This window comes from Deinococcus aerius (assembly GCF_002897375.1).
GTDB lineage: Bacteria > Deinococcota > Deinococci > Deinococcales > Deinococcaceae > Deinococcus > Deinococcus aerius.
On record NZ_BFAG01000006.1, the window covers coordinates 63120 to 75676 of the forward strand.

At 71.8% G+C, this 12557-nt stretch carries 12 protein-coding genes; 7 read left to right on the top strand and 5 right to left on the bottom strand.

What is annotated here, in order from left to right; translation table 11 throughout:
• Positions 1–7: 7 nt before the first annotated feature.
• From DAERI_RS09740 to mutY, 3 genes are all read right to left on the bottom strand, one after another.
• Positions 8–787, bottom strand: coding sequence for an AMP nucleosidase (locus DAERI_RS09740; protein WP_103129230.1), 780 nt, complete (start codon positions 785–787; stop codon positions 8–10).
• 178 nt (positions 788–965) lie between these two features.
• Positions 966–1796 carry an isoprenyl transferase gene (locus DAERI_RS09745; protein ID WP_103129231.1) on the bottom strand — a complete coding sequence of 277 codons (831 nt, stop codon included), beginning with the start codon at positions 1794–1796 and terminating at the stop codon, positions 966–968.
• A gap of 460 nt (positions 1797–2256) precedes the next feature.
• Entirely contained in the window at positions 2257–3294 is a 1038-nt protein-coding gene (gene mutY / locus DAERI_RS09750) for an A/G-specific adenine glycosylase (protein WP_103129232.1), read from the bottom strand.
• Positions 3295–3776: 482 nt separating this feature from the next.
• On the opposite strand from mutY, the gene cobA reads away from it, so the two are divergent.
• The 7 genes from cobA (at position 3777) to DAERI_RS09785 (ending at position 10437) form a co-directional block, all read left to right on the top strand.
• Positions 3777–5300, top strand: coding sequence for a uroporphyrinogen-III C-methyltransferase (gene cobA, locus DAERI_RS09755; protein WP_103129233.1), 1524 nt, complete (start codon positions 3777–3779; stop codon positions 5298–5300).
• A gap of 253 nt (positions 5301–5553) precedes the next feature.
• Positions 5554–6648, top strand: coding sequence for an HD domain-containing phosphohydrolase (locus tag DAERI_RS22385; RefSeq protein ID WP_235610331.1), 1095 nt, complete (start codon positions 5554–5556; stop codon positions 6646–6648).
• 142 nt (positions 6649–6790) lie between these two features.
• A complete protein-coding gene (locus DAERI_RS09765) occupies positions 6791–7360 on the top strand; it encodes a precorrin-2 dehydrogenase/sirohydrochlorin ferrochelatase family protein (protein WP_235610332.1) in 570 nt (189 codons plus the stop codon).
• Complete coding sequence (hemA, locus tag DAERI_RS09770; protein ID WP_165794144.1) at positions 7357–8460, top strand: glutamyl-tRNA reductase; 1104 nt, start codon at positions 7357–7359, stop codon at positions 8458–8460. The genes DAERI_RS09765 and hemA overlap by 4 nt, the downstream gene beginning before the upstream one ends.
• Positions 8461–8512: 52 nt before the next feature.
• The gene (ygfZ, locus tag DAERI_RS09775) at positions 8513–9391 is read left to right on the top strand and encodes a CAF17-like 4Fe-4S cluster assembly/insertion protein YgfZ (protein ID WP_103129236.1); all 879 of its coding nucleotides are present in this window, start codon (positions 8513–8515) and stop codon (positions 9389–9391) included.
• Entirely contained in the window at positions 9384–9827 is a 444-nt protein-coding gene (locus DAERI_RS09780) for a hypothetical protein (RefSeq protein WP_103129237.1), read from the top strand. The genes ygfZ and DAERI_RS09780 overlap by 8 nt, the downstream gene beginning before the upstream one ends.
• Positions 9828–9888: 61 nt before the next feature.
• Positions 9889–10437, top strand: coding sequence for a GNAT family N-acetyltransferase (locus DAERI_RS09785; RefSeq protein ID WP_103129238.1), 549 nt, complete (start codon positions 9889–9891; stop codon positions 10435–10437).
• Between the two features lie 32 nt (positions 10438–10469).
• On the opposite strand, the gene DAERI_RS09790 is transcribed toward DAERI_RS09785, so the two are convergent.
• Together DAERI_RS09790 and DAERI_RS09795 are read right to left on the bottom strand one after the other, a co-directional pair.
• Complete coding sequence (locus DAERI_RS09790) at positions 10470–11486, bottom strand: ABC transporter permease (RefSeq protein ID WP_103129239.1); 1017 nt, start codon at positions 11484–11486, stop codon at positions 10470–10472.
• The gene (locus DAERI_RS09795; RefSeq protein ID WP_103129240.1) at positions 11486–12508 is read right to left on the bottom strand and encodes an ABC transporter permease; all 1023 of its coding nucleotides are present in this window, start codon (positions 12506–12508) and stop codon (positions 11486–11488) included. The genes DAERI_RS09790 and DAERI_RS09795 overlap by 1 nt, the downstream gene beginning before the upstream one ends.
• Positions 12509–12557 lie beyond the last annotated feature (49 nt).

The following is a 12557-nucleotide window of genomic DNA, read 5'->3' on the forward strand; positions in this document are numbered from 1 at the left end:
ATGCGGCTCAGGCGTCCTCGAAGCGCAGGTGCCGGACGCTGCGGCCCACGCTGCGAATCTCGCGCAGGGCCTGCATCCCGATTCTGACGTGCTGGGTGGCGAAGGTTTCCGTCACCCAGCGGTCACTCTCGGTCGTCTTGACCCCCTCGGGCACCATGGGCTGGTCGGACACGAGCAGCAGCGCCCCGGTGGGGATGTGGTTGGCAAAGCCCACCGTGAAGACGGTCGCGGTCTCCATGTCAATCGCCATGCAGCGGGTGCGCGAGAGGTACTCCTTGAACGCCGCGTCGTGCTCCCACACCCGGCGGTTGGTCGTGTACACCGTGCCCGTCCAGTAGTCCAGGCCCGCGTCCCGAATGCTCGACGAGATCGCCCGCTGGAGGCTGAACGCCGGGAGTGCCGGAATCTCGGGCGGCAGGTAGTCGTTGGAGGTGCCGTCGCCCCGGATCGCCGCGATGGGCAGGATGAGGTCCCCCACCTTGTTCTTGCGCTTGAGCCCGCCGCACTTGCCCAGGAACAGCACCGCCTCGGGCTCAACGGCGCTCAGCAGGTCCATGATGGTCGCCGCGTTCGCGCTCCCCATCGTGAAGTTGATCATCGTGATGCCGTCCGCCGTGATCGTCGGCATGGCCTTGCCACGGTCGTGGATGCTCGCCCCGGTGAGGTCCGCGAAGATGTCGAGGTAGCCCAGGAAATTGGTAAGGAGGATGTAGTCCCCAAACTCGGAGAGGGGCAGGCCGGTGTAGCGGGGCAGCCAGTTCTCGACGATCTCCTGTTTGGTTCGCATCTGACCTGCCAGGGTAGGAAGAGGCCGGTACGGTGTCAATCGCAGGACGCATCCCGTGTCCGCCGCTCGGGACGCCGACCAGTCGGGTCAGTCCTGGAGGTCGTGGCTGGACCCCTCGCTGCCTACGTGTCGCCGTGCGGCGGGAACTGTTTCTTAACTTGTCCGGCTTCCCCCCGCCCTACTTCCCGAACCGCCGCTCCCGGCCCTGGAAGTCGCGCAGGGCCCGCAGGAAATCCACCCGCCGGAAACCCGGCCAGTACACGTCGCAGAAGTAGAACTCGGAATACACGCTCTGCCACAGCATGAAGCCCGAGAGCCGAATTTCGCCGCTCGTGCGGATGATGAAGTCGGGGTCTGGCATCCCCGCCGTGTACAGGTGCGCGCTGACGTGTTCCGGCTTCAGCGCCTCGGTCACGTCCTCCAGCGTCCTCCCCGCCGCCGCCTGCTCGGCGAGGTGCTGCTTGACCGCGTCCACGATCTCCTCGCGGCCCCCGTAGCCCACGGCGATGTTGAGCAGCATCCCGTCGTACCCGGCGGTCTTGGCCTCCAGTTCTCCCAGGGCCTCGAGCACGTTGCCCGGAAAGCCGTGGTGCTGCCCGATGGCGCGCACCCGCACCCGGTTGGCGTGGATGCGCGGGTCGCGGGCGAGGTTGCGCGCCTCGCGGTCGAAGAGGCCCATGAGGTGCCGCACCTCGTCCGGGTCGCGGGCGATGTTGTCGGTCGAGAGGACCCAGATCGTCACCGCCGGGATGCCGAGTTCCAGGCACCACTGGAGGACCTCGTGGGCCTTGTCGATGCCGAACTCGTAGCCCAATTCGCGCTCGACGCCCGCGGCCCGGGCGAAGCGGCGGTTGCCGTCGAGGATCAGGCCCAGGTGGCGGGGCAGCCGCGCGTGGGCTTTGACCTCGCGGGCGAGGCGTTGCTCGTAGCCCCACAGCAAGGCGCCGCGGGCCGCGTCGCGCGTTTTTTTCGCGGTGCGGACGGCGAGCTTGAGGGGCTTGCGGGTCATAACGCGGGCCAGTGTAGCGCGTGGGGGGGAGGGGGGCGTCTACCAAAAGGGGCAGGGTATCTTGCCCTCGTTTGCCCCACCCCCCAGCCCCTACCCCCAGAGGGGGCGACGACTCCGCCGCGCGGGGCGGCCCGCGCGTTGACGCCAGGCCTGCTCACGTGTCTCTCCTCTCGGTGAAGGGGGAGCGGCGCTGCGCTGGGCAAGGGGCTCGGCCCAGTTCGCCAGGAGGTCGTGTTCTCGACGAGCAAGGTTTGATCTTGTTGTGTGCTGAGCCGCGTGCCCACCGTCTCGCTGCGCGAGCAAGGCGGGGTGAAGGCGGTGCGAGTGCGAGTCGAGGGGTGGGGATCGGCCGTCCACAGGAGACGGTTTTACAGAGCTAAAGCTTGGGCGCTGTTCCTCCTCCCCCCTTGCGGGAGGCTGGGAGGGAGTGGCAGACGCTAGCCTGCCCTCCAAAAATCCCTCACGCCCCCGCGAACAACGAGTCTTGCCGCCTCTCCCACAGCCCCAGCGCCTTGTGGTCCAGCCGCGAGAGGGCGGCGTCGGACACGCGGGAGCGGGGCGGTCCACCCAGGCCGCCGTATACCGTCAGGTTCAGGTGGCGGTGGGTCATGGTGTGGGTGACGGTGCCAAGTTCGCCCGTCACGCTCGCGCCCAGACGTTCGGCCAGCCGGGCAAGGGCCTTTTCAGGCGTCTCGCCCTCGCGGACGACCTCGTTGGGCAGGCCCATCAAGCCTCCCAGCAGACTACCCTCGCGGCGTTCGAGGACGGCCTCGCGGGCGTCGCCGAGCAGCAGGGCGACGGCGTGGATTTCGCGCACCGCCGCTCGCTCCTTGGGGGCGGGAAAGGCTGCCGGATAACCGGAGGCGAAGGCCGTGCACCACGCCTGCAGCGGGCACTCGCCACACTTCGGGGTCTTGGGCGTGCAGGTCGTCGCCCCGAGATCCATTACCGCCTCGTTGAAGGCACCGGGGCGGGCGGGGTCGAAGAGTTCGTCGGCCCGCGCCTGGACCCAGGTTTGGGTCGGTTGCCGCTCGCCGTGCAGCCTTGCCAGCACGCGCCGCACGTTCCCGTCGTTCACCGCCCGGGCCTCCCCGCAGGCGAGGCTCGCCACCGCCGCCGCCGTATACGGCCCCACGCCCGGCAGCGCCCGCCAGCCTTCGTAGGTCGTGGGCATTCCCTCCCGCACGATCACGCCCGCCGCCCGGTGCAGGTTGCGGGCCCGCGCGTAGTAGCCGCAGCCTTCCCAGGCTTTCAACACGGCCTCGATGGGCGCGTCCGCCAACGCCTGCACGGTGGGAAAGGCAGTCATGAACCGCTCGAAATACACCTGTCCGCGCGCCACCTGCGTCTGCTGGAGCAGCACCTCCGACACCCACACCCGGTAGGGATCGCGCCCGCCCTCCGGCCCCACCCGCCACGGCAGCGGGCGCCCGGCGCGGTCGAACCACGCGAGCAGCGCCCCGCGCACGGCGGGCAGGTCGGCGGGGGAGAGGGTCACGCGGGCCAGTCTAGAGGGCTGTGAAGGAGGGGAAGGCGGCCTCCCTGCCAATGCCGAGGTTGAACTGGGGTGACAAGCAGAACCCTCCCTCTTGGATGGGGAACACAAGAGACTAGTGTTTGGCACGGCAAAAAAAGCCCCTCCCCCTTGAACGCCTGGTGTGCCATAGGGAGAATGCCGTCTCAGCCAGGGTCTTTTTCTCCCTCTCCCCTTGCGGGAGAGGGTTGGGGAGAGGGGTGGCGAGCGCAGCTCGCCCTCGTGCCAGACAACGAAAAGCCCACCTCGCCCCACTTCTCATTTCACATCAAGCGTCTTGAGGGGAGGCTGGGACTGGAACAGCTCCGCAGGAGAGGGGTGAGCGGGCACGGCGTCCCAGGCTCAGTCAGGGTGTCCAGGCCCTCCTCTCCACACCCCGCAGGGGGAAGCAAGGCCAGAACTCCCTCCCCGCATTTGTCCCCGCCGCCGCCCGCTAGCCTGGGGGCATGAGTGCCCAGACCTCGCCCCGGACCTCCCGCCCGTTCGTGTCCCTGATCGGCGCGGGGCCGGGCGATCCGGGCCTGCTCACCCTGCGCGGGGCCGAGGCGCTGCGGCAGGCCGACGTGGTGCTGTTCGACTACCTCGCCAACCCCGAGCTGCTGCGCCACTGCCCGGACGCCGAGACGATCTACGTGGGCAAGAAGGGCTTTTCGGAGTACATCTCGCAGGAGCAGATCAACGCCCTGATCGTGCAGAAGGCGCGCGAGGGCGGCGGGAAGCGGGTCGCTCGGCTCAAGGGCGGCGACGTGTTCGTGTTCGGGCGCGGCGGCGAGGAGGCCGAGGCGTGCGTCGCGGCGGGCATCGAGTTCGAGATCGTTCCCGGCGTCACGAGCGCCATCGCCGCCCCCGCCTACGCCGGGATTCCGGTCACCCACCGCGAGGCGGCGCGGAGTTTTGCGGTGCTCACCGGGAATACCAAGGAGGGTGGGGCGCACTACGAGCGGCTGTCCGGGGTGGACACGCTGGTACTCCTGATGGGCGTGCGGAACCTGGGCGAGATCAGCGCCGACCTGATCGCCGCCGGGCGGGACCCGCAGACTCCGGCCGCGACCATTCAGTGGGGCACCACGCCGCAGCAGCGGGTGGCGACGGGCACGCTCGCCACCATCGCCGGGGCCGTGCGCGAGGCCGGGCTGGAGGCGCCCGCCGTGACCGTCGTGGGCGAGGTTGCCCGGCTGCGGGACACCCTGCGCTGGTTTGACGCCCCGCCCCAGGGTCCCCTGGCGGGCCGCACGGTCGCCGTCACCCGCACGCGGGACGGGGCGAGCGCGCTGGCTGACCTGCTGCGCGCGCGGGGCGCCTCGGTGCTGGAGGTCCCCCTGATCCGCTTCGCCCCCGGCCGCGCCCCCGGGCGGGTGGAGGAGGCGCTGCACGACTTCGGCGGCTGGCTCCTCCTGACGAGCAATCAGGCGGTCCGGGCGCTGTTCGAGTTCCTGACGGAGCGGGACCTGGACGCCCGGGCGCTCTCCGGGATGAGGCTGGCCGCCGTCGGCCCCAGCACGGCCCGGACGCTGGCCGAGCATGGGCTGCGGGCCGACTTCGTGCCCTCCACCCCCGGCGCGCGGCACCTCGCCGCCGAATTGCCCGCCCGGCCCGGCGAGGTCGCCCTGCACCTCACCAGCCAGGTTGCCGAGGACGAGCTGGAGCGCGGGCTCACGGCGAGGGGCGTGCGGTACGGGCGCGCGGAACTCTACCGCACCGAACCCGCGATATTGGACGAGGGGGCGCTCGCGCGGCTGCGGGCGGCGGACGTGGTGACCCTCGCCTCGGGGAGCGCGGCCCGGCACCTCGCGGCGCTGGCGGGGACGGACCTCACGGTCGCCGCGATGGGGCCGCAGACGGCGGACGCGGCGCGGGAGGCGGGCTTTTCCCGGGTGACCGTCGCTCGGGAGGCCACCCTGGAGGCGCTGGCCGATGCCGCCGCGCAGGCGGCGCTGGAACGGGAGGGTGCCCCCTCTTCTGGCCGCTGAGGTGGATGCGCCGGGAAAAGCCCCCAGCCGCGCGGAGCGAGCTGTCCCGCACCTCCTTCAAGGGGCAGGCTGGGGCGCACAGGGGGGGCGGAGCCGTCACTCCCGCACTCCGGGACGGTGGACACATTTATAGGTGAGGTGGGCTGAGAAAAATTCATCGGCTTTCCGGCAGAAGTGGGCGCGCTGAACCTGTCAAGCTGTTCACATGGGCGCTCCTTTTGCCCCCTTCTTGTCTCCCGACCCCGGAGGGAACGTGAACCCGGACGACTGGGCCGCACTCGGCGTGCTGCGCGAACTCAGCGGGGCGCTGCTGGGGGCGCGGTCGGGCGCGCAGATCGAGGAGGTCCTGACCCGGCTCACGGTCAGCCTGCTGGGCACCCGTTACGCGCTGTTCCTGCGCTACGACCCCGCGCAGGACTCGCTGCGGGTGACCGCGGAGGCGGGCGAGCACGCCTCGGAACTCGGTGTGGTTCTGCCGCGCGGTCAGGGCCTCTCGTGGCGGGCGGCCCTGGCGCCGGAGCCCGTCTTGCATGTCCGCGGCGACGCGCTGCCGCCCGAGACCGTGCGCCTGCCCGGCTCGCCGACCCAGTCGGCCCTGTTCGCGCCGCTGCGCACGCCGGGGGGCAAGCTGCTGGGCGTGCTCACGGCGGGCCGGATCGCGCCCGACTTCAGCGCGCGGGACGAGGCGCTGCTCGTCATCTTCGCCAACTCCGGGACCGTCACGCTGGAGCGCACCTTCGAGGCCGAGCGGGCCGCCGCCGCGCGCGAGGGGGCGCTGCTCGCCCTGGGGCTGGCGCTGGAGGCCCGCGACTACGAGACGCAGGGCCACACCAGCCGGGCCGTGGCGCTCGCCGAGCGGCTGGGCCGCGCCCTGGGGCTGGGCGAGGAGCCGCTGGACGCGCTGCGCCAGGGGGCGTACCTGCACGACATCGGCAAGCTCAGCGTGCCCGACGGGGTGCTGCTCAAGCCGGGACCCCTCACCCCCGCCGAGCGGGCGCTCATGCGCGACCATGTCCTCACCGGCGAGGCGCTCGTGCGCTGCATCCCCGCCATGTCGCCCGAGGTCCTCGCCGTGATCCGCTCGCACCACGAACGCTGGGACGGCACCGGCTACCCCGACGGGCTGCGGGGCGAAGAGATCCCCTTCCTGGCCCGCATCTTCGCCCTGGTGGACGTGTTCGACGCCCTGACCCACGCGCGGCCCTACCACGCCGCCCGCCCCGTGGCCGAGGCGCTGGACATCATTCGCGCCGAGGCCGGGCGGCATTTCGACCCGGGGGTGGTCGCCGCCTTCCTAGGCCTGATGGAGGGGCAGCCGGAGCCGGTGGAACGTTCCTTCCGGGGGTGAGCGCCGGGCCGGAAAGAAGTCCGTCCACCCCTCACGCCAGCCCCCGGGGCCGTCCATCAACCCGGAAAATCCCGTCCTGTCCGCATTCTTACCGGTCGGTCGGGGACGCCCGCCCCGGTTGGGACACGGTATGCTGCGCCCTGTGAGTTTGGCGGCGTTTCTCGATCTGCGGGGCGAGCGGGCCCTGGTGGTGGGCGGCGGCCCGGTCGCCCTGCGCCGGGTGCGGACCCTGCTGGAGGCGGGCCTGCGCGTGACGGTCGTGGCCCCGGAGCTGCACCCCGACCTCCTGGGCCTGCCCGTGCGGGCCGAGCGGCGGCCCTACCAGCCGGGGGACATCCGGGATGCGCGCGTGGTTGTCGCCGCCACGAACAGCGCCGCCGTGAACGACGCCGTCACGGCGGATGCCCGGGTCGCAGGCGTTCTGGTCAACCACGCGGGCGACGCGGCGAGGGGCACCCTGCGCTTTCCGGCGGTTGTCCGGCGCGGCGGGATGCAGGTGGCCGTCACGACGGGGCGCGAGTTGCCCCTGCTCGCGCGGGCCCTGGGCGAGCGCGTCGCGGCGCTGCTGCCCGACGAGGCTGCCGTGAACGCCTGGGCCGGGCGGCGCGAGCGGGCGCTGAGCCTGGCCCCCGCCGAGCGCGAGCGCGAACTCGCGGGGCTGCGCGCCGACATCCGCGCGGCGCTGGGCCTCGTCGCCGGGGGGGCCGCGTGACGCTCGCCTGCCCGACCGCCCGTGCCTTCCTCGCGGGGCCGAGCATCCTGCCCCCCGCGCCGCTCGACTTCGCCGTGGTCGGCCTCAACCACCAGACCGCCCCGGTCGAGGTCCGTGAGCGCGCCGCCGTCCGCGCCGGGGAGGAGGCGGCCATCCTCTCGCATCTGGCCCTCCACGCGCGCGAAGTCATGCTGCTCGCCACCTGCAACCGCACCGAGGTGTACCTCGCGGGGATAGAGGGGGACCCGGTCAGCGCCTTCCAGGGCGCCTGGGGTCACGCATTGGAGGGCCACCTGTACGTCCACCGGGGCGACGCGGCCGTCGCGCACCTGTACCGCGTGGCGGCGGGGCTCGACAGCCTGGTGATCGGCGAGACGCAGATTCAGGGCCAGGTCAAGCGCGCCTGGCAGGAGGCCCACACCCGGGGCCTGTCGGGCACACTGCTCAACAAGGTCGCCCAGGGCGCCCTCGCCGCCGGGAAGCGCGTCCGCAGCGAGACGGGCCTGAGTGACAAGGTGGTCAGCGTGTCGAGCGCCGCCGTCGAACTCGCCCAGGCCGCGCTCGGTGACCTCACGCGCCGCACGGCCCTTATCCTCGGGGCGGGCGAGACGGCCGAGCTGACGCTGACCCACCTGCGGGCGGCGGGCGTGCGCGACGTGATCGTGGTCAACCGCACCGAGGCGCGCGCGCGGCAGCTCGCCGACAGGCTGGGGGGCCGCGCCTGCGCCGCCGAGTACCTGCACGAGGTGCTGCCCGAGGCCGACGTGGTGATCGCGTCGAGCGCCGCGCCCCACTACGTCCTGAATGGGGCGGGGGTCGAGGCGGCCCTGGCCGGTCGTCCCGGGCGCCCCATGTTCCTGATCGACATCAGCGTGCCGCGCATCCTGGCCCCCGACCTCGCCGACGTGCCCGGCGCGCACCTCTACAACCTCGACGACCTCACCGCCATCGTGAGCCGCAACCTGCAAAGCCGCCGCGCGGCCCTCCCCCGCGCTGAGGCGATCATCCGCGAGGCCGTTTCCGATCTCGCCCGCTGGTACCTGACCCGCGAGGCGCGGATAAGCCGTCAGGAGCGGCAGTTGGCGCTGGCGAGCGACTGAACCGGGGGACTTCGCCACGAACCGCCCTCCCGTTTTCCCGTACCCTGCCCTCATGTGGACCCGGCTTCCTTCGAGCGCCCTGCGCGTGACCGGCGCGGACCGCGTGGACTTCGTGCATGGGCAGATGACGAACGACCTGCGGGGCGCCCCCACGCCGGGGGTCGTCGCCTGCTGCTTCCTGAACGTGCGCGGCCAGATCGAGTTCTTCGCCCGGGCCTACAGGCGTCAGGAGGACGTGTACCTCCACCTGGACGCCGGGCAGGCCGAGGCCCTCGCCGCGCGGCTGCGGCGCTACATCATCTTCGATCAGGTGGAACTGGCGGACCTGTCGGGGGAGTTGCGAACGGTCCACGTCTGGGACGAGGCGGCCCTGCCCGACTGGAACCCGCGGGGGGGGGACGCCCAGACCTTCGAGCTGGCGGGGGGAACGGTCCTCGGGGGCCGGGTGAACCGCACGGGGCGCCCCGGCGTGGACCTGCACTTCCTGACCCGCCACGAGGAGGCCGTCCTCGCCGCACTCGGGGGAGAGGAGGCGCCGCTGGACGCTCTGGACGCCGCGCGGGTGAGGGCGGGCATCCCCGACATTACCCGCGACGGTTTCGTCGGCGTCCTCCCGCCCGAGGTCGGGCTGGACGTGGGCGGCCCCCTTCCCGCCATCAGCTACCGCAAGGGCTGCTACGTGGGTCAGGAGATCATGGCCCGGCTGGAGGCGCGGGGCAATGCCCGCTACCACCTCGCCCGGCTGCGCGGGGAGGGCCTGCCTGGCCACGCCGAGGTGACCCGGGAGGGCCGGGTTGTGGGGCAGGCGGGCCAGCACGCGGGGGGCCTGAGCCTGGCGCGGCTGCGGAAGGAACTGCTTTCAGGGGACGCGGTGGAGGTGGGCGGCGTGCCCGCCACCGTGGACCTGGCCCCCACCCCCGCCGATGCTTGAGACCTTCGCCCGCGAGCTGCGCTCCGGGGAGGCCGCCGACCTCACCCGCGCCGCCCGCCGCGCGCAGGCCGTCGCCTTTCTGGCCCTCGCCCTGCCGGGGCTGCCGCTGGGGGGCCTGTACCTGCTGACCCGCCCCGCACCGCTGCACCTGCCCTGGGCCGCCGGGCTCGCCGGGGTGGCCGCGCTGCTCGCGCTCATCGTCCTGCGCCTCGCCGGGATGGCGGCCCGCGGCGGCGGTCAGCCCCCCTCCCGCCCGGCCCTCACGGCGGCCATCCAGGGCGGCGCCGCGCCCGCCGTACCCTTCCTGCTGGGTTGCGCCTTCCTGGGCCAGCCCGCCGTCCTCGCCCTCCTGTGTGGGGTCGCGGCCCTCGCCCTCGTCCTGGCCTGGACCAGCGTGCCCCGCTGGGTGCGGGCGGCGACTGCCCGGGGCGTCTGACGGGACCCTCTGCGCCATTCGGCGGAGGGCTCCGGGGCCTGCCTCCCCTACGCTGGACCCCATGTACGCCGAAACTTCCCGCCTGCTGCTCGTCCCCCTCACCCGCGAGGTGATTGAGCGGCGGCTGACCCGGGACCACTTCACGGCCACGGTGCCGACCCCCGCTGGCCCGCTCACCGTCATCTACCCGCCCGCCTGGCCCGGCGACCCGCTCCCGATGTTCCCGCACAAGCTGGCCACCTTCGACCCCGGGGAGGAGGCCTGGAGCGCCACCCTGGTCGAGCGCGCCACCCTCACGGCGGTCGGGCAGATGGGGGCCAAGGGGCAGCCGGACGAACAGGGAGACCTGGAGATCGGCTACGGCCTCAACCCCGAGGTCTGGGGCCGGGGCTACGCGACGGAGGCGGTGGGTGCCCTCGTCGCGGCCCTGCTCGCCCGGCCCGAGGTGCGGCGGGTCACCGCGCAGACAGCGACGACCAACCCGGCCAGTGCCCGGGTGCTCGAAAAACTGGGCTTTACGCGCATCGGCGCCGCCTGGGACGAGGAGGACGGCGACCTGATCGTGTGGGCGAGGAGCAGGCCCTGGGCAAACGAACACGCCCCGGCCTGAGCGGCGGGGGCGTGCGGTCAGGAGGGCGGAGGTCAGCGACTCTTGGGGTCCAGCGCGTCGCGCAGGCCGTCTCCGAAGAGATTGAAGGCGAGGCTGAAGGTCACGATGAAGAGCGCCGGGAAGAGCAGCACGTACCAGTAGTCGGGCTTGAGCCAGGGCCGGGCGAACTCGACGAGCTGGCCCCACTCGGCGTACCCGCTCTCGAAGCCCAGCCCCAGGAAGGACAGGGCCGCGACGCTGAGGGGAATGGTGCCCAGGTCCAGCACGGCGATGGTCAGCACACCGGTCAGGCTGTTGGGGATGACGTGCCTCAGGATCAGGCGCCAGTCGCGTGCGCCCAGGCTGCGGGCGGCGTCCACGTATTCCAGTTGCCGGGTTCTCAGCACGTCGCCGCGCACCAGGCGGGCGTATCCCGCCCATCCGGCGATGGAAAACGCCAGGATGATCGGCCCCGTGGGGTCGCCCCCGGGGTTCTTGGCCCGCAGGATGGTCAGCAGCACGACCGTGAGAACCAGGGGCGGCATGGCGAACAGCACGTCGATAAAGCGCTGCACCAGATTGTCCACCCAGCCCCCGTAGTAGCCGCTGATCGCCCCGATGATGACGCCGGTGAGCAGCGTGATCGCCACGATGATAAACGACATCTTGAGGGCGGTGCGGGTGCCCCAGATCAGGCCGTAAAAGATGCTGTAGCCGTTGGAGGTGCCGAAGACGGCCTCGGGGCCGGGGGGCGTGGGCGTCGAGGAGAAGCTGAGGCGCTCGATCTGGTAGCAACTGCGCGGGGGGGCGAGGACGGCCTGCCAGAAGGTGCCGCCCAGGGGGTTATAGACCGCGCTGGGCGTGGAGATGTTCAGGTCGCGCAGGCAGTTGCCCTGGGGCGCGGCGATCAGCGGCGCGAACAGGGCGATCAGGCCGAACACCAGCGTGATGATCAGGCCGGTCACGGCCAGCCGGTTGCGCCGCAGCTTCCGCACGGCCGGGCCGGTCCAGAACAGCTGCCAGCGGCTGCGCTTGGGGGCGGGGGCGGGAACAGGAGCAGTGGTGGTCATCAGTCGAACCTCACGCGGGGGTCAACCACCCCGTACAGAATGTCCACGGCCGTACTCACCAGCACCACGATGAGCGCCGAGAGCAGCGCGAAGCCCAGCACGGCGGGAATGTCCAGCCGCAGCCCGGCGTCCACCATCCACAGCCCCACGCCCGGATACCCGAAGATGAACTCGGTGATCAGCGACCCGCCCAGCAGGTTGATGATCAGGAAGCCGCCCAGCGTCACGATGCTCAGCAGCGCGTTGCGGCGGGCGTGCTTGTTGTTGACCACCCGCTCGGCCAGCCCCTTGGCCCGCGCCGTCCGCACGTAGTCGCTCGTCAGCGCCTCCAGCATGGAGTTGCGCATGACCTTCACGAAGGTCGTCACGCTCACCACGGTCAGGGTCGCGGCGGGCAGGATCATGTGCTGCAAGACGTCCCAGGCGATGTCCCAGCGGCCATTCAGGACGGCGTCCAGGCTGAGCAGCCCGGTGTAGCGTTTCAGGTCCCCCAGCGCGAACTGGTTGAGGATGCTGACCTGCCCGGCGCCCGGCAGCCAGCCCAGGTAGCCGTAAAAGACGGCCAGCAGCACGATGCCCAGCACGAAGGTGGGCAGGCTGTACCCGATGATGGTCAGCACGCGCAGAATCTGGTCGATCAGCCGGTCCTTGTTCAGGGCGCTGAGGGTACCCAGCCAGATGCCCAGCAGCAGGATCGGCAGGGCGGTGAGCAGCGTCAGCTCGACGGTGTTCGGGAGCCGCTCGCGAATCGTCTGGACCACGTCCTGGCCGCTGGCGCGCGAGAAGCCCAGGTCGCCCTGGAGCGTGCTGCCCAGCCACTTGCCGTATTGAACGATAAAGGGGTCGCGCAGGCCCCGTTCCTCGATGATCGCCTCCAGGCGGGCGGCCTGCTGGTCACTGCGGATGTACCCGGCGGCGCGCTGCTCGGGCGTCAGGAGCTGGGTCAGCCCGACAATCAGCAGGGAGAGCGCGAGCATGACCAGGGGAACCTGAATCAGCCGCCGAACGATGAAATTGAGCATGGATTCCTCGGAAGGTGGCCGGGCGGTCTTCCCGCCGGGGCGCGGAAGG